We start from the raw sequence: 16,763 nt of genomic DNA, 5'->3' as shown, positions 1-16,763 counted from the left end.
TTTTTATTCCGCTTTTTTGATTTGAACCTTGGAAAACCTGTTTTCAGCTGTTTGATCTTCCGTTTTCTTCATTGCAGCCATTTCTTTTGCACAAATGGTATATGCTACATTGGTCTTGTTCTCCTCATACTGCCGAATCTTTCTATCAAGCCAATGATTGTATACCATTCTGACACAACCGAAAGTCTTAGCAAACAAAATCTTCTGCTCACCATTGGGATATATTCTGAATTTATATGCTCTGTTTGCCACCATGCCACTTCCTTTTCCTCGAAAACCCACCTGCGGTACCTGACCACAAGCACAAGATGATAGTATAGTAAGCATACTAAATATGCGTTGTTATCTAAATTTATTATATTTCAATTTTTTATTATTCAACTGAAGATATTATACTATGATTAGAGTGCTCTATCAAGTAAGTAGCAGACGCAATTCATCTCCCACCTTAGAGGTCGGAGTCTTCTTGCTGTAAGAGGATAAAAAAATAATGCACCCGGTTATTATCTCCCGCGGTGCATTATTTTGTCAATCAGATTTCCGCCTTTTTCCGTACCCACATATACTGTACCAGTTTATCTCCAAGCGTATTTAAAACCATGGTATAAACCGCCCCGAACACATTGGCTCCGATACGGAGCAGCACTGCTGCCGGCATTCCAAACAGTCCTGATGCGATGGACAGCGCTCCAAATGTATTAAATGCTGTCTGCCACGCATAGCCTGCAGAATATCCAACACCAATTCCTCCGATCATTCCGATGTAAGGATACATGGACTTTGGAAGCACCAGATAAAGTACCACAAACAGCAGACATCCCACAATGTTGAACATGCCTCTTTTTCCGGCTCTGCCTTTACAGTCCTCGGTAAACGGCAGGCACACAGACATGCAGGCGATTCCGGCCCACATTGCTCTTGGAAGTCCCAGGAGTGACATGATCAGCATGGCGCTGGAAACGATCAGTGTCAGTCGCAGGTACCATCTGCCTCTTGCAGAATGCAGGTCAAATTCCCGGAACAGATCCAGAAATGTTCTTCGGTATGGACGGTTTTTCTGATTCTTGTAAAAGATCACCATGCAGAGAATCATTCCCACCAGAAGTCCCTCCACGCGGAGCACATACGCCTTTCCAGTTACGTCGTATCCCATCAGAAGCAGATATCCCAGGACAAATGTAGAATGGTTATACATGATCACATTGTGGCATCCCAAAATCATCAGTAAAAGAATGCTTACGGCATTTACAAAAAATGCCGGCACCGGTGAAACCATGTTGGACAGCCTCGGTCCTATAATCAAAATGCTGAAGATCCCGGCAATGGACAGCAGGCCGTGTGTGGTCCGGATCCCGAAATCCGCCTGTCTTAAAACCAGCACGGCCAGAAGTACGGTTACTCCTACAACGCTGTTGTCATTACCGGTTATCTTACTGTACAATGTCACAACTGCCACACAAAATGCCATGACAAGATATACTTTAAAATTATAGATCAGAATATGTCTTCGCTTTTCCTTTTTGTCTGTGGTATTTCGAATCAGCTGTTTTGATCCGGTTGAGCTTAACTGCAGTTCCTGATAAAATGTCATTCTCATCGCTCCTTTTGCAATACGTTTAAAGATACAAACAGCCATTATACTTGGTTTATTCCGGAACGTCAAACACTTTTTTCCAACCTAGCGCAGTTCCGCGATCCTGGTCACTGCTACATAGATTTCCTGGATCTTATACCAGGTCGGATAATCCACCACTCCGGATGTGGGAAGTCCGAATACATTCTGAAATTTTTTTACAGATGCCGCAGTGGCAGGGCCATAAATACCGTCCACTGTTACTGTCGGAATGGCGGGATAGGCCTTTGCTATGGCATTGAGCTGTTCCTGGATCTGCTGCACTTTTTCTCCGGTGACACCGATAGTCAGGTCATATCCCGGCCAGGATGCAGGAATCCCGGAAACCGCTTCCGCCACATTGATATACATATCGTTTCCATAGAAACTCCGCAAAATCTCAATCGCGGAATATCCCTGGTCCCCCAGTGCCTTGCTTCCCCACTGGGTCATCCATCCCCGATCCCTGCATTGCACCTGCCGCCCGTCACAGTACTGGGTCAGGATCGGCTGCCGCACATCCGGTCTGGAAAGATAATTTTCAAAAAGTTCATCTACGATCCGGTCAATGCTCTCAAAAATATTCCGGCCGTTGATCCATTTGTGGTCGTATGCGGTTGAGGAGGTGATAGTGTAATCATAACCTTTGTTCCGGTACCACTCTGTATAAACTCTGTTCAGAGTAAACGACATGATTGCCAGAACATTGGCACGTATCGTGTCCTCCGGCCAAGTTGCGTAGATCTCACTGCTGGCCACGTTTTTGATATAATCCTTATATCTTACATAATAATCCTGTGCAGAGGTATCCCCTATTGGCCCGTCGTGGACTACGATATACTCCGGGATCACCACTTTGTTTAATACGATCTCTCCGGTTTCATTTATCGGCTTGATCTCTGCTTCCGGATTTTTGGGAGGATATTCCCCAAAAAGCGTATGGGGTCCGATGACGATCCGCTGATAGTCCTCTCCACTACCCTGCTGTCTGCTAAGGGATGCTCCCTGCCTGGCAATGGAATGGGGAAGAACTTCTGTCCCGGCAACTTCTTTTGGTGTAAAACCTTCTGCACTGATCCGAACTGTATATTCTGCATAAGGCTGCTGCTCCACCGGTTTCATGCTGTATTCCAGTGGAGGAGCTACCAGCTCCAGCATAGGCGTTTTTCCGGAGGAATCCGTACGGATTTCTTCGATCACATTATCCGGGACTCCTGTGTACGAGATCCGCACTGTAGCATTTTCCACAGGACGGTTACTGGCACTGTCCAGCACCGTCACCTGCAGCTGTCCCTGATCCGGCATATCCTGCTGCATGGAAATATAAGAATGATTTTTCATAAACAGAGGCTCCTTTTTGTGCCTGAAAGCACACTGGTTCTCTGCTAGTATATGTTTGCATAAAAAAAATGTCTCTTACCTGATATACAAATAAGAGACACCTTTTTCAGTTACAGATTATAAATTTTTTCCACCTCTTCAAAGGTCTCTGACTTCTAGCGTTCCCGCAATTTCCAAGAGCTGTTCTTCATTGACAAAATTGCTGATACAGCCCATTCCCTGAACACACGCACTTCCTGTTACATTTCCAAACTTAATGCACTGTTCAATTGGATAATGATGATAAAGTCCATAAATAAAGCCACTCATAAATGCATCTCCTGCTCCTGTTGCATCAATAGCTTTTACATTTTGTACAGAAGATATGATTTTTATTCCATCCTTATTTTTAAGCAGGCACCCTTCCTTGTCCATTTTGATCGTCACGTCAGAAAAAAATTCCGACAGAATGTCAGCAGCCTCTTCCACACTGGACGTTCCTGTAATCTTCATGGCCTCTTTCTGGTTGGGAATATAATAATCTGCAATTTCCAGATAATCCTTGTATTTTTCCAATGTCAGATCATCTTCCCATCCCGTATCAAAAATCTGGATACAACCATCTTTTTTCAGTCTTTTATACACATCTAAAAATCCAACATGCATATCTACCACATATGCACCTTTCAGATTTTCATAAACTTCATCCATAACAGCATCATTAAGATCCATTCCGTCTGTATATGAAATAAAACTTCTGTCACCACAATATAGCAAGGTGGAAGACAGCACCACCGGCATCTTGTTTCCTTTATAAAGATTCACAGTTTTTACCGGATAGCTATTCAGTGTTTTTTTCACAAATTCCGAAAAAAGATCATGCCCTGCAAAAGTAATAATTCTGGACTCAACTCCAAGCCTTGAAAGATTGATCATGGTAGCCGGAATCCCACCACCAAACTGCATGGAAAATCCTCTGGCGAAAATCTCCTCTCCCTTATCAGGCAGTCTATCAAGACCAGAATAGATCAGATCAATATTGGAATAGCCTACGCCACCTACAAAACTCATATCAGTTCCATTCCTCCATATAGTCTTTATTTGTGGCTAAATATGTTTCCACCAGTTTCTTGGCCAGTGAGTAGGAATTGACAAGAGGATGCACCATAAGGCAGTCAATTGCTTTACTAATGCTTCTTGTACGGATTGCTTCAGAAGCCAGCCTTTCGTAAATCTTCACCCTGCGAATAAGTTCCATCTGCAATTCCCCGGGATTTGGGACTTTATGCGGAATCATCTCACCATCTTTAAGATCACATGTAACTTCCACAATGTCTGTATTAAGGAGTCCCGGAATTGCTCCGTTATTCGGTACACAAAGGATCATCTCACTGTCTTTTCCACTTAATTTGGAACGGATATATTTCAGGGCAACACCTGCATAGCCTCCATCATCCTTTGCATAAATATCAAAATGATAGGGTTCTTTTGCTCTGGATACGCCGGTCTCATTTGCCATATAAGCATCTTCACGTTTGCCATACCACTTATCATAAACCTTCAGGCAGTTTTCAAAATCATTTTCGACATCCATGTGTGACAGTTCCTCCGTCATATGGATATTCACATCACGGATCACTTCTCCCCTGGTGATACCCGCATCCAAAATATGCTGAACTGCTTCTTCTCTGTAATAAAAATAATACAAATATTCATTAAGAATACATCCCATATGCTCTACCAGATCTTTTTTAAAGAAACGCATATCTGTATCCGTATACAATCTTTCATCTTTTAAAAGCTCCGGCAAAATCTCTTTTCCATCCAGCTTAATACTGTCAAAAAAAGAAAGATGATTCAATCCATAGCAGTCTCCCGTCACAGAATTTTGCGGAACCTTATACATTTTTGCAAAGGAATGGAGAAGACTACTTGGAGCATCGCAGATACCATAGGTAAAATCATATCCCATATCACGCAGAGTCTGAGATACTACTCCCGCTGGGTTGGTAAAGTTAAAGATCTTTACATCCGGAGAAGCGTATTTTTTTGCAAGCTCACAATATTTTACCAGAGCCGGCACAGAACGCATAGCAAAAGAAAACCCTGCCGCACCGGTAGTTTCCTGCCCCAGAACCCCCAGATTCAGAGCTACTCGTTCATCCTGGATACGCATATCATCCTCTCCAACACGAATCGTTGTTATGATATAATCTGCATCTTTAATGGCTTCTACAGGGTCGCCGGTAAGTTCCAGCTGCAAGTCTGGCTGCAGACGTTTTGCAACCTGCTGTGCCATTTTACCATAGATATTAAGCTTCTTTGGATCATTATCCATAAAAATCACTTGGTTGATCCCCAATTCCAAACTGCTCTGAGCAAGGCTTTTTGCCAAAAACATGGAACGTACTCCACCACCGCCGATTACTGCTATTTTCATCTGTAATTCCTCCTCTTTCTGTCTTTTTAGTAGTCTGCCTCATTCATCTTAAACAACCGATTAATGGCACTTACTACAATTACCCCTGCAATAATAAGAATTACTCCCATCATGTTGGCATAACCATAATTATTATCTGTCATAGATGTTTTGTACAGGTATAGTGGAAGATTCAGTGTTGTATCTCCCGGCCCTCCGTTGGTTGTCAGATAAATGAGTTCAAATTCTCTCAGCATACTGGTTGCCGCCAGAATCTCACAGGTTCCAATAATAGTACGGATCAGTGGGAGACGAATCTTCATATTGATCTGCATGTCTGTAGCACCATCGATCTTGGCCGCTTCCACAACATCCTCGGGAATGGACAGAACACCTGCAAGCACAAGAATGATGATCATTCCTGTATACAGAAGCCAGCTCCATGTAACTGTGATAAAGGCACTGTTCTGATCAAAGAACCAGTTTTTCATAAATGGTTTCCCGGTTACTGTTTTTACAAAAGAATTGATAATACCATACTGCGCATTAAATACATTCAGGAAAATAACAGCCAGTGCCGCTGCAGATACCACATTCGGGATCATATAGATAGTTCTGAGGACTTTCCAACCTTTTTTTCTTTTTGAAAGCATAAACGCGATCACAGTTCCTAGCATCACATGCACAACAGACTGAAGCACAACCCAGATTCCCGTATTCTTCAGTGCTGTAAGCATTCGTGCGTCGTTCCGGAAAGCATTGATATAATTATCCAGTCCAATAAATTTAAATACACCGCCTGCTTTCCATTCAAAAAATGAACTTCCAAACACCATACACATCGGAGCCAGGTAAATCAATGCAAAAAGGAGCAGACACGGCAAAAGAAAGCTTGCCAGTTTCCATTTTTTAACTTTCATTTCTCATCTCTCCTGTTTCAGTCTGTTCTTAGCCTCCGGCGACTTCAGAAGAAGGTATGTCCTGCCGAAGCCGCGGAAATCATATAATTATCAGTTTTTCTGTGCAGCGTCTGTAAGAGCCTGTGCGAACTCTTCCGGAGTAATTTCACCCTGCGCAAGAAGCGGATACTGAATACTGATCTCATCCACTACATTTGCATACCAAAGGCTCTGGAAATCATTAATACTGTGCGCTGCTTTATCGCCGTTTGCGATGACTTCATTTACAAGTGGCTTTACATTATCAGATGTAAGACCCTCCATAGCCGGAATATCGCCTGTAATTTCAAGCATTTTAAGCTGGCTCTCCTCATTTGTGAGGAATTTTACAAATGTAAGAGTTGCATCCAGTGTTTTCTCATCCTTGGAAGCAACATTAAAGCCAATTTTTCCACTGTTATACATAACATCACCAGGATACATTGCAGTACCGACTTTATCTGCAAATCCATCTTCAACCATAGAAGTATCATAGAAATCGCTAATCATCCAAGGACCATTTGCAATGATAGCTGTCTGTCCCATAAAGAAGTTGCTTGCAGCATTCTCATATTTTCCACCAACTGCATCCGGAGTTGTATATTTCTGAAACATGGTCTGAATCCTGGTTGCTGCATCGATAAATTCTTTTGTATTATAATCTGTCGGGAGCATGGTATTCATAAACTGTTCTCCCTCATCGCTCTCACCAATCATAGCACCAAGCATCAGTGAAGTTACCCAACCGGAATCTGCAGTATCCATGGAAAGCGGTGTAATGCCTGCATCCAGAAGCTTGTCACACTGCTCAAAGAACTCGTCCCATGTCTTTGCCGGTTTCTCAATTCCTGCCTGAGCAAAGAGATCTTTGTTGTAGAAGTATCCTATTACCTGTCTGGTATAAGGAATTCCATAAATCTTACCATCGCGGGAGTTTACATCCCAGCATGCATCAGTTGCAAGTTTTTTCCAGTCATCATCTACATAATCAGTAAGGTCGACAAGTTGATCCTTCATTGAATCAATCAGATTATATCCACCTGTACTGAATGTATCCGGAAGAGAATTGGAAGAATACAGAACTTTCAGCTTATCCACATAGTTCTGATCACCTGCGATTTCTTCCACATTGACCTTGATACTGTCACCGTACTCCTCATTAAAAGCTTCCAGACGATCCTGGAACCATTCTGTATTAACACTGACACCAACCCAGGATGTAGGAAATGTGATTTCTGTCACATCATCCGCTTTTACTGTTGTGGCCATGCCTCCTGCCATGGATAATGCTGTCACTGCTGACAATACTGTGGCCATCACCTTTTTTGTTTTCATATTAATTGCCTCCTTTTATATAATTTATAAATTTTCATCTTCAACCTTTGACAGATCCTGCTACCATACTGGTAGTAACCTGTTCCTGCAGCAATACATAGATTACGATACTTGGTAGAATTACCATAGTCAATGCCGCAAACATCGCTGTATAGTTAAACGAAAACTGAGATGTAAAATAATTCAGAGCAAGAGGAAGGGTCCTTACTTCTGTGCTTTTGGTAAGAACGAGTCCGAACATGAACTCATTCCATGACGTCAGGAACTGTAAAATTGCCCCTGTTGCAAGTCCTGATTTAGCCAATGGAAATACAATTACAAAGAATGTCCGATAAAACCCGGCTCCGTCAATATAGGCAGCTTCTTCCAGTTCCTTGGGGATGCCCTGAAAATAGCTTTTGAATACGAAAAGTGAAGTAGGAAGTCCCAGTGCCGCATACACAAGTACAAGCCCTGACCTTGTATCAAACATTCCGATTCCCATCATGATCTTATAGATTGGCATCAGAAGTGCTGAAGTAGGTACAAGAAGAGACGCAGATAAAAGCAATGTGATAAAGGTACTTCCCTTAAACGTATATCTGGCCAACACATAGGCAGCCATGGAAACAATCAGGATATTTAGCAGGGTACTTGTGAAAGAAATCACAACACTGTTTCCATAAAACTTAAAAATTGGAGCCAAATCCAATGCAGCCTTATACCCATTAAAGCTTAATGATGTAGGCAGTGCAAATGCAGATGATAGGATCTCCTTATTGGATTTAAAGGATGACATCACGATCCATACTAATGGTCCTACTGAAATCAGTGCCATAAATCCCAGGAAAACAAATCTAAATATTTTCCAAAGAATATCTTTAAAGCTCTTCCCCCCCATTTTATATTTCCTCCCTTCTGAGTACAGTTCCTCTTTCCAATAATTTATAGGGTAGTGTATACTCTATATTTTCTTCTCTGTTTCTACTTTTGTTACACAAAATCTCAAGAGTCCATTCCACCATCTTATCCAGTGGCTGATAAATCGTAGTAAGTTTAGGAACCACCCGCTCTGATATACTTAATCCATCAAATCCCAAAACGGATACATCTTCCGGAACCTTCAAACCATGTTCATTTAGCGCTGTAATTGCTCCTACCGCAGTCTCATCGGAAAAAGCAAACACTGCAGTGAACTTCTTTTTCTTTCGCAATGCACTGTTCATAGATCGATAGCCTTTTTCGAAGGTAAGCTGACCGTATTCTGCCATGTCATCACTGAACATAAGTCCATATTCCTCCATTGCCTTCTTACAGCCAACTAACCGCTGGAATCCTGAACTGATGCTTGTAGAAAGATCAGTCAGAATCAGTATCTCCCTGTGTCCCATTTCAAGAAGATATTTCATTCCCTCGTAAGCAGCCATCATATCGTTAATGTGTACCATATCGCATCTGCTGTCAAAAGCTGCGCCTCCCAGCATAACCACTTTGATATTCTTTGCCCGGATATATCGTATCACCTCACGGTCAATCTCCTCCTCCAGATAAATAACTCCCATCACATACAATTCCTTCAGGATACTCTTATAACTATCATCTCCCGGAAATGTAGGAAGAAATATCACTCTACATTTGTATTTTGGCATCTGCCGGATAATCTCCTTTATGGATTCACTGAAATATCCAAATTCCAGATTAGGAATCAGAACTACGATCACACCATCTGACTTACGTGTTGGATGATTTGGCACATAACCAACCGTATTAGCTGCCTCCTCAATTCTTCTGGATAATTCATCACTCACTACATTCTGTCCTGAAAAATATCTTGAAACAGTTGCTGGAGACACATGTGCCATTTGTGCAACCTTTCTGATTGTACCTGCCATTGTCTCATCTCCTTATGTGATTTTTTCTTATTATTTGAGATTTATTCCTTATTTCTTTTAGTATTTTGCACGATTTAATATCGCTATCTACATTTTTGATTGTACAAAGTTACAAATAGAATGTCAATCTTGTTTCATGTGTTTCATCTTGGTTTCATATGTTTCATTAAAAAAAGATGGAACAATCCGGACATCTTCCTGACCATTCCATCTTTTATATATCTTTACTTCATAATCCTCATCAGAATATCTTCAGAATATCATTATACATAACGATAACCATCAACGCCATCAAAAGCATCAGCCCTGCAAAATGGATCATGCCTTCTACCTGACGGTTTACCGGTTTTCTCCGGATCGCTTCTGCCACCAGAAATACCAGCCTTCCTCCATCCAGCGCAGGAAGAGGAAGAAGGTTCATCACTCCCAGGTTTGCAGAAAGAAGAACTGCCATATTCAACAAATTCATCCAGATCATCAGCGTTCCCTCACTCTTGGACTGTTCGTAAGTGTCGCCAATGGCATCCGCAATACCCACAGGACCACTTAAGTCTTTCATTCCAAGATGACCGGTCACAAGCTCTTTCAGGCTTAAGATCGTAGTACGGATCATATATTTCACTTCCACCGCACCATATTTCAGAACATTGAAGCCGGAAGTCTTTTCGCTGTATGTGTTGTAGCCGAAACCGGAAACCGGTGTCCGGTATTCTCTTGGTGTGATCTCCGCCTCATATTCCAGCCCGTTCCGTTCATAGGTGATCGTCACAGGTTCATCAGACAGCGGATGCTCCTCGATATATTTTTCATATGCATTTCCATCCGGGACTTCCACACCGTTGATCTTCGTGATCACATCTCCCGCTTCCAGACCTGCTTCTTCCAGCGGCATTCCCTTGATCAGGGATTCTACTATCATGGAATTTACATCGGAACGGTTGAAACCAAGGAGATACCGTACATTCACATCCGGCTTATAGGAGATCTCCTGTTCTTTTCCATCACGTTTTATCTTCAGATGAATGGTATCTCCCTCTTTCAGTTCATTGAGATACGAATACACATAGAGATCTTTTCCCAGGTCAATATGATATCCCTGATACTCTGTAATCACATCGCCTTCTCTCAGGCCCGCCTTTTCCGCTGCGGAGCCTTCTGTTACCTGCAATACGGTTGCAGGATCATAGCCAATACAACCCACAATGATCACAGACAGAACAAAGGCCAGTAGAAAATTAAATACCGGGCCAGCGACAACCACCGCGATCCTGCCCCACACAGGAGCGGAATTAAAGGTTCCCGGACTGTCATCTTCCGCATCTTCTCCCGCCATGGCACAGGAACCGCCAAGAGGAAGCAATTTCACGGAATAGCGGGTGCCACCTTTTACCGTACTTATGATCCTCGGACCCATGCCAAGAGAAAATTCCACCACCTCAATGTGGTTCTTTTTTGCCAGGAGAAAATGTCCCAGTTCATGGATCAGTATCACAACGCTGAAAATAATTACAGCAATCACAAATCTCAATTTACCACCTACTTTCGATCCACTGGTAAGTATCCTGCTCTACAGAAAGGATCTCATCCAGATCCGGATGCGCGATTTTTTTATGTCTTTCCATAGACTGTGCAATAATCTCATAAATATCCAGAAAGCCAATCTTTTCTTCCAGGAATTTCTTTACTGCAAGCTCATTGGCCGCATTAAAGACAGTCGGCATACTTCCCCCTTCCCGGGATGCCTGGATTGCCATAGGAAGTCCGCGGAATGTCTCCATATCCGGAACCTCAAATGTGATCTCACGAAGTTTCGTGAAATCAAGACGGTCTCCATCCAGATAACGTCTGTGTGGATAGTACAGAGCGTACTGGATCGGAAGTCTCATATCCGGAGTTCCAAGCTGTGCCATGATCGCGCCGTCTTTAAATTCCACCATGGAATGAATGATACTTTGTGGCTGTACCACCACCTGAATATGATCCAGGTCCATGTCAAACAGCCACTTGGCCTCCATAACTTCCAGACCTTTGTTTACCAGGGTCGCGGAATCTACAGTGATCTTCCGTCCCATTACCCAGTTTGGATGTTTCAGAGTATCCGCAACCGTAACATTTCGAAGTTCTTCTGTGGTACGTCCGCGGAATGGTCCGCCGGATGCCGTGATCAGAAGTTTATGGATCTCTTCGTTTTCTTCTCCATGGATAGCCTGGAAAATGGCGCTGTGTTCACTGTCAACCGGGAGGATGGATACGCCGTATTCCTTTGCCATTGGCATGATCAGATGACCGGCTGTGACAAGGGTTTCCTTATTCGCCAGGGCGATGTCCTTTCCGGCACGGATTCCCTCCATGGTAGGGCGGATCCCGATCATTCCCACGATCGCAGTGACAAGGATATCGGATTCCGGCATGGACGCAAGTTCCAGAAGTCCTTCCATTCCGCTGACTACCTTTGTGTCCGTATCCGCAATACGTGTTTTCAGGTCCCGGGCTGCCTTTTCATCCCAGATTGCAGCCAGAAGTGGATGAAACTCCCGGATCTGTTCTTCCAGTTTCTCCACACTTTTTCCCGCACTGACCGCAACAACACGAAGATCTTCATTTTTTCTTGCCACATCCAGTGTCTGAGTTCCGATGGAACCGGTAGAACCTAAGATTGCAATATTCTTCATTTCAATATCTCCTAAATTCCAAGAATCGTTTTTGCAAGATAGTAAATAACAGGAGCTGTGATAATCACGCTGTCAAAACGGTCCAGGATTCCTCCGTGGCCCGGGATCAGCTTACCATAGTCCTTAATGTTCTGATTTCTCTTGATCGCAGATGCTGCCAGATCACCTACCATGGAGATCAGGGCTCCAACTGCACAAATCAGGGCATACTCCGCCATTTTTCCCTGTGTGGCCGCTGCATAGATCACTCCAAGAAGTGCCGCTCCCACAACGCCGCCTACAGCTCCCTCGATGGATTTCTTCGGGCTTAAAACCGGCGCCATCTTATGTTTGCCGATGAGCATTCCCACACAGTAAGCGCAGGTATCACAGCCCCAGGAGCATAAGAAGATCAGCCATACCAGGAATTTTCCGTCCGGGAGGCTTCTGGTAAGATAGATAAAGGAAAGCATCACCGCAACATATATCACTCCGAAAAATGCTGCCATCACTTGTTCCGCACGGTATTTCGGATAACCGAATACATAGACAAACAGAATCAGGATCATACTGATGATGATCGCCATTGTTCCATAACTTCCAAAGTCAAATTTCATGGCAATATAATAAAGCACTGCTCCAAGATATCCCACAAGTTCCAGCACAGTAATGTGCTCATCACTTACCTTCATTACCTTGTAAAGCTCTCTCATTCCGATCAGTGAAACAACCAGAAGTGTAAAAAACAGGATCCAGCTGCCAGAAATAATGGTTGCCAGGGCAATGATGACAAGGATGATACCACTTATCAGTCTTGTCTTAAACATGATCTACTCCTCCTTGACGCCACCGTAACGTCTGTCTCTCTGATTATATTTCTCGATGGCTTTAATCAGCTCTTCTTTATTGAAATCCGGCCACGCAACCGGGGTAAAATAAAATTCGGAATAAGCCAGCTGCCAGAGCAGGAAATTGGAAAGGCGCTGTTCTCCGCTTGTGCGGATCATCAGATCCGGATCCGGTACACCGGCAGTGTCCAGATAGCTCTCAATGGTATCCTCTGTAATGTTGTCCGGCTCAACTTTTCCGTCTTTTACATCCTGTGCCATCTTCTGCATTCCACGGCGGATCTCATCACGGCTTCCGTAATTTAATGCCAGCTGAAAATAAATACCGTCAAAATCTTTGGAATATTCCTCCAGTTCCCGGACACTCTTCTGAATATCCGGTGCAAAAGCAGTAATATCCCCGATGACTTTCATCCGCATATTATTTTTCTTGGAAATTTTAATACATTTCTTAAGATAACTGCGGAACAGTTTCATCAGTGCTTCCACTTCTTCTCTGGAGCGTTTCCAGTTTTCTGTGGAAAAAGCGTAAACCGTAAGATATTTCACCCCAAGGTCTTTGATATCATAACAAATGTTTTCAAGATTGGCGCATCCCTTTACATGTCCGTAGGTTCTCGGCATTCCTCGTTCCTTTGCCCACCTTCCGTTTCCATCCAGAATGATCGCTATATGATTTGGTACGTTCATAAATCTCCTCCATACAGAAAGAGAGCTTCTTCAAAGAAGCCCTCTTTATCCTCGTATCTCTTACAATTATACAGTCAGAATCTCTTTCGACTTGTTCTCGATCGCCTTGTCAACTTCCTTGATGTACTTATCTGTAAGTTTCTGGATCTGATCCTCAAGCTCTTTGATCTCATCCTCAGAAACATCCTGTTTTGCAAGTTTCTTAAATGCATCGTTGGCATCACGACGGATATTTCTTACTGCAACCTTGGCACCTTCGCCTTTTTTCTTAACGTCTTTTACCAGCTCTTTACGACGTTCCTCGGTAAGCTCCGGGAAAACAAGACGGATCATTTTTCCATCGTTGCTCGGGTTTAAACCAAGATCAGAGCAGAGAATTGCTTTCTCGATAGCTTTGATCATGCTGGACTCCCATGGCTGGATCTGAATCATACGTGCCTCCGGAACAGAAATGTTTGCCACCTGCTGAATCGGAGTTGGTGCTCCATAATAATCTACGGTAAGTTTGTCAAGAATATGCGGGTTTGCACGGCCGGCTCTGATTGTTGTCAGCTCACTCTCCAAAGCATTCAGTGTTTTTCCCATTTTTGTTTCGTATACCTGAATTCTCTCATCCATTTCACATATCTCCCTGTATGGTTATTTTTTTATTATTCCCTTCTGATTACACAGTTACCTTTGTTCCGGAGAACTTACCGTGTACCGTGTTGACGATGCTGTCTTTTTCATCAAGACCGAATACCAGCATCGGCATCTTCTGCTCCATGCACATGATGGAAGCGGTGAGGTCCATAGCTGCCAGTTTCTTGGCAACCACTTCATCAATGGAAATCTCATCATACTTCTTGGCATCCGGATTTACCTTCGGATCGCTGTCATAGATTCCGTCAACAGCTTTAGCAAGAAGAATGGCATCTGCGCCAATCTCAACAGCACGAAGTACTGTAGCTGTATCTGTGGAAAAATATGGATGACCGGTACCACCTGCAAAGAATACAACTTTTCCTTCTGCGAAGCTCTCTTCTACAGCATCTTTAGAATAAAGAGTAGTAAATGCGCCACATACAAACGGGGTAAACACCTCTGTCTTAAGTCCCACATATCTGCAGATGTCAGATACATAGATACAGTTCATGATTGTAGCAAGCATACCGATCTGGTCAGCCTTACTTCTGTCCATTGCCCCGCTGGTACGTCCTCTCCAGAAGTTTCCTCCTCCGATTACGATACCAACCTGAAGTCCCTCATCCACGATAGTCTTGATCTGTTTGGCAACTTCTGTAACGGTTGCTTCGTCAAAACCTCTCTTCTGCTCTCCTGCAAGAGCCTCTCCGCTTAATTTCAGTAACACTCTTTTCATATGTTTATTCTCCTTTACCATACGCCGGACACAACTTCATTGCCATCATCGTCAAAAGTTGTGGAAACCGTAAACGTATCATAATAATAATAACCTGTCTTACCGGACTCCGGTTCGTCCTCATAGTCACTGCCATTCGGACTGCCGCATGCATTTACAAGATCTGTCATGGACTGGCCAATATATCCTGTTGCCACAGATGCCGGATCTTCGTCACTGGATGGTGCTTCTGTAGGATCCGGATCATCCGAAGAATCTGAAGACGGAGCAGATGGTGAATCCGTGCTGCTGGAATCACTGCTGTCAGTATTATCCCTGCTGCTATCTGCTGAAGAAGATGTGGAATCTGTACTGCTGGAATCTGTACCGTCTGTGGAATCTGTACTACTGTCACTGGAGTCGCTCTCTTCACTGTCATCTTCAATGCCAAGTCTCGCCTTCACATCCTTCAGTGTGGAAACTTCCTTGGTGCTTCCACTTGCCAGATATGTAGCATATGGGATTCCATCTTCGCCTTCGCCATCCATGCAGAAGCTTAGCTGAGAAATTGTCAGAAGCGGCAGTTTACGGAAAAAGCATTCATTCTGCTCCTCGTCAGAAAACGTAATTCTCACATCAAAACTTGTTACTGCGTTACCGTCATCATCTTTCTGGCTCTTTTCCATATAATAAACAGCTTTATCCTTGTCGGCCAGTGTAAACTTACCGTTTACAAGATCACTGCCCCATGTCTCATCGCTGTCATCTCCGTCATCTCTGGTAGGACGGACATAAATCGCGGAAATTGCAGAGCCCATTTTATTTGTAAACACAATACTTGTGGTTGTCTCACTCTTGGTTCCCATCACATTCTTGATGTTTGCTGTATCATCTGTAGATGTCTGCATTTCTACCACATCTGTCTTCGCTGCTTCTGTCACAGTCGGTGTCACAGTTGCTTCCACTTTCTGTTCAGGTGCCACGGAATTCTTCTTCCCACATCCGGCAGCAAGCATACTTGCCGCAAGAATTCCTGCAAGAATCAAATAACGTTTTTTCATTATATCTCCTCCATATAAAATGGTTCAATTTGCTGTCAGCTTACCTCTTTCTATTATTACAGAGTATCACTTTCTTGTCAACCTGACCGGTTTGAATTTCACAGAATCTTTAGATTTTTCAGACTATGTCAAAAATTAAAACATCTGAGGTCAAAAGCCGTTTTCTCTTCTTTTTTTCCGCATGTCACGGCGCATTTTCGCCGCTTCATTCCGGGCTTTTTCTGCTTCTGTGGTAATGATCAGTTCCGGTACCTGGATCGGTTTCTGGTCTTTATCTACGGCCACCATCACAAAGAACGCCCGATTTACAGTCCGGCGTATACCATCCGGCTGTTCCACATACGTATCAATCTCAACTTCCATGGAAGTTCTTCCCACATAAGTTACATATCCTTTAAGTACTACGATCTCTCCCTCATAAATCGCATGTTTGAACTGGAGGTTGTCCACTGCCGCAGTTACCACACGATAGGTTTCCGCATGGCGCATGGCCACCACACCGGCAACCTCATCCAGCCACTGCATCAGCGCTCCGCCAAAAAGCCTTCCGCCCCCGTTCAGATGCTGCTGCATGATCAGATGAACCTGTTCTGTCATGGACGCTTCCACCGTTTTTTTACGTCTTTCCTGTACCTCTGCCATTTTTCATTCCCCGCTTTTTATCATATTTTTTTCAGCA

The 16,763-nt window shown here is 43.4% G+C and carries 17 protein-coding genes and 1 pseudogene; all 18 read right to left on the bottom strand.

The annotated features are described in order from the left end of the window. Positions 1 to 3: 3 nt before the first annotated feature. Positions 4 to 252 carry a helix-turn-helix domain-containing protein gene (locus G5B06_RS13950; protein WP_173772312.1) on the bottom strand — a complete coding sequence of 83 codons (249 nt, stop codon included), beginning with the start codon at positions 250 to 252 and terminating at the stop codon, positions 4 to 6. A gap of 14 nt (positions 253 to 266) precedes the next feature. After that, positions 267 to 356 (bottom strand): annotated as a pseudogene (locus G5B06_RS19455) (IS200/IS605 family transposase); the annotation flags it as partial. A gap of 176 nt (positions 357 to 532) precedes the next feature. After that, positions 533 to 1,591 carry an FUSC family protein gene (locus G5B06_RS13945; RefSeq protein WP_173763039.1) on the bottom strand — a complete coding sequence of 353 codons (1,059 nt, stop codon included), beginning with the start codon at positions 1,589 to 1,591 and terminating at the stop codon, positions 533 to 535. Between the two features lie 87 nt (positions 1,592 to 1,678). Then, positions 1,679 to 2,953 (bottom strand): peptidoglycan-binding protein, encoded by a 1,275-nt coding sequence (locus G5B06_RS13940; protein ID WP_274602770.1) that lies wholly within the window; start codon positions 2,951 to 2,953, stop codon positions 1,679 to 1,681. Positions 2,954 to 3,091: 138 nt separating this feature from the next. Then, positions 3,092 to 4,003, bottom strand: coding sequence for a carbohydrate kinase family protein (locus G5B06_RS13935; protein WP_173763040.1), 912 nt, complete (start codon positions 4,001 to 4,003; stop codon positions 3,092 to 3,094). A gap of 1 nt (position 4,004) precedes the next feature. After that, complete coding sequence (locus G5B06_RS13930; protein ID WP_173733692.1) at positions 4,005 to 5,372, bottom strand: 6-phospho-beta-glucosidase; 1,368 nt, start codon at positions 5,370 to 5,372, stop codon at positions 4,005 to 4,007. A 26-nt stretch (positions 5,373 to 5,398) separates the two neighbouring features. After that, positions 5,399 to 6,271, bottom strand: coding sequence for a carbohydrate ABC transporter permease (locus G5B06_RS13925; RefSeq protein WP_110103627.1), 873 nt, complete (start codon positions 6,269 to 6,271; stop codon positions 5,399 to 5,401). A gap of 90 nt (positions 6,272 to 6,361) precedes the next feature. Beyond that, positions 6,362 to 7,624 (bottom strand): ABC transporter substrate-binding protein, encoded by a 1,263-nt coding sequence (locus G5B06_RS13920; RefSeq protein ID WP_021652944.1) that lies wholly within the window; start codon positions 7,622 to 7,624, stop codon positions 6,362 to 6,364. 40 nt (positions 7,625 to 7,664) lie between these two features. Next, positions 7,665 to 8,504 (bottom strand): carbohydrate ABC transporter permease, encoded by an 840-nt coding sequence (locus G5B06_RS13915; protein ID WP_021652945.1) that lies wholly within the window; start codon positions 8,502 to 8,504, stop codon positions 7,665 to 7,667. 1 nt (position 8,505) lies between these two features. Beyond that, complete coding sequence (locus G5B06_RS13910; protein WP_021652946.1) at positions 8,506 to 9,495, bottom strand: LacI family DNA-binding transcriptional regulator; 990 nt, start codon at positions 9,493 to 9,495, stop codon at positions 8,506 to 8,508. Positions 9,496 to 9,736: 241 nt separating this feature from the next. Beyond that, a complete protein-coding gene (gene rseP / locus G5B06_RS13905; protein ID WP_330606730.1) occupies positions 9,737 to 11,014 on the bottom strand; it encodes an RIP metalloprotease RseP in 1,278 nt (425 codons plus the stop codon). Between the two features lie 10 nt (positions 11,015 to 11,024). Beyond that, positions 11,025 to 12,167, bottom strand: coding sequence for a 1-deoxy-D-xylulose-5-phosphate reductoisomerase (gene dxr / locus G5B06_RS13900; RefSeq protein ID WP_173772308.1), 1,143 nt, complete (start codon positions 12,165 to 12,167; stop codon positions 11,025 to 11,027). Between the two features lie 11 nt (positions 12,168 to 12,178). Further along, positions 12,179 to 12,973 carry a phosphatidate cytidylyltransferase gene (locus tag G5B06_RS13895; RefSeq protein WP_148448899.1) on the bottom strand — a complete coding sequence of 265 codons (795 nt, stop codon included), beginning with the start codon at positions 12,971 to 12,973 and terminating at the stop codon, positions 12,179 to 12,181. 3 nt (positions 12,974 to 12,976) lie between these two features. Continuing rightward, positions 12,977 to 13,684, bottom strand: a complete 708-nt coding sequence (locus tag G5B06_RS13890) for an isoprenyl transferase (RefSeq protein ID WP_173763044.1) — start codon at positions 13,682 to 13,684, stop codon at positions 12,977 to 12,979. A gap of 66 nt (positions 13,685 to 13,750) precedes the next feature. Then, the gene (gene frr / locus G5B06_RS13885; RefSeq protein WP_148448895.1) at positions 13,751 to 14,302 is read right to left on the bottom strand and encodes a ribosome recycling factor; all 552 of its coding nucleotides are present in this window, start codon (positions 14,300 to 14,302) and stop codon (positions 13,751 to 13,753) included. A 46-nt stretch (positions 14,303 to 14,348) separates the two neighbouring features. Continuing rightward, on the bottom strand, positions 14,349 to 15,044 hold the full coding sequence (gene pyrH / locus G5B06_RS13880) for a UMP kinase (RefSeq protein WP_021976283.1): 696 nt from the start codon (positions 15,042 to 15,044) through the stop codon (positions 14,349 to 14,351). A gap of 14 nt (positions 15,045 to 15,058) precedes the next feature. Then, complete coding sequence (locus G5B06_RS13875) at positions 15,059 to 16,084, bottom strand: hypothetical protein (protein WP_180215161.1); 1,026 nt, start codon at positions 16,082 to 16,084, stop codon at positions 15,059 to 15,061. Positions 16,085 to 16,234: 150 nt separating this feature from the next. Continuing rightward, positions 16,235 to 16,726: an acyl-CoA thioesterase gene (locus tag G5B06_RS13870; protein ID WP_244092712.1), complete on the bottom strand. Its 492-nt coding sequence runs from the start codon at positions 16,724 to 16,726 to the stop codon at positions 16,235 to 16,237. Between the last annotated feature and the right edge of the window lie 37 nt (positions 16,727 to 16,763).

The organism is Blautia luti (assembly GCF_013304735.1).
Lineage (GTDB): Bacteria > Bacillota > Clostridia > Lachnospirales > Lachnospiraceae > Blautia_A.
Note: the sequence above shows the minus strand (reverse complement) of the source record. Positions and strands in the feature narration are given on the sequence as shown.

Bases quoted from the DNA above. Each gene is read 5' to 3' on its own strand.
- pyrH (WP_021976283.1), bottom strand. From the start codon at position 15,044: ATGAAAAGAGTGTTACTGAAATTAAGCGGAGAGGCTCTTGCAGGAGAG.
- G5B06_RS13940 (WP_274602770.1), bottom strand. From the start codon at position 2,953: ATGAAAAATCATTCTTATATTTCCATGCAGCAGGATATGCCGGATCAG.
- G5B06_RS13945 (WP_173763039.1), bottom strand. From the start codon at position 1,591: ATGACATTTTATCAGGAACTGCAGTTAAGCTCAACCGGATCAAAACAG.
- G5B06_RS13935 (WP_173763040.1), bottom strand. From the start codon at position 4,003: ATGAGTTTTGTAGGTGGCGTAGGCTATTCCAATATTGATCTGATCTAT.
- G5B06_RS13910 (WP_021652946.1), bottom strand. From the start codon at position 9,495: ATGGCAGGTACAATCAGAAAGGTTGCACAAATGGCACATGTGTCTCCA.
- G5B06_RS13895 (WP_148448899.1), bottom strand. From the start codon at position 12,973: ATGTTTAAGACAAGACTGATAAGTGGTATCATCCTTGTCATCATTGCC.
- frr (WP_148448895.1), bottom strand. From the start codon at position 14,302: ATGGATGAGAGAATTCAGGTATACGAAACAAAAATGGGAAAAACACTG.
- G5B06_RS13890 (WP_173763044.1), bottom strand. From the start codon at position 13,684: ATGAACGTACCAAATCATATAGCGATCATTCTGGATGGAAACGGAAGG.
- G5B06_RS13870 (WP_244092712.1), bottom strand. From the start codon at position 16,726: ATGGCAGAGGTACAGGAAAGACGTAAAAAAACGGTGGAAGCGTCCATG.
- G5B06_RS13925 (WP_110103627.1), bottom strand. From the start codon at position 6,271: ATGAAAGTTAAAAAATGGAAACTGGCAAGCTTTCTTTTGCCGTGTCTG.
- G5B06_RS13920 (WP_021652944.1), bottom strand. From the start codon at position 7,624: ATGAAAACAAAAAAGGTGATGGCCACAGTATTGTCAGCAGTGACAGCA.
- G5B06_RS13875 (WP_180215161.1), bottom strand. From the start codon at position 16,084: ATGAAAAAACGTTATTTGATTCTTGCAGGAATTCTTGCGGCAAGTATG.
- dxr (WP_173772308.1), bottom strand. From the start codon at position 12,167: ATGAAGAATATTGCAATCTTAGGTTCTACCGGTTCCATCGGAACTCAG.
- G5B06_RS13930 (WP_173733692.1), bottom strand. From the start codon at position 5,372: ATGAAAATAGCAGTAATCGGCGGTGGTGGAGTACGTTCCATGTTTTTG.
- G5B06_RS13915 (WP_021652945.1), bottom strand. From the start codon at position 8,504: ATGGGGGGGAAGAGCTTTAAAGATATTCTTTGGAAAATATTTAGATTT.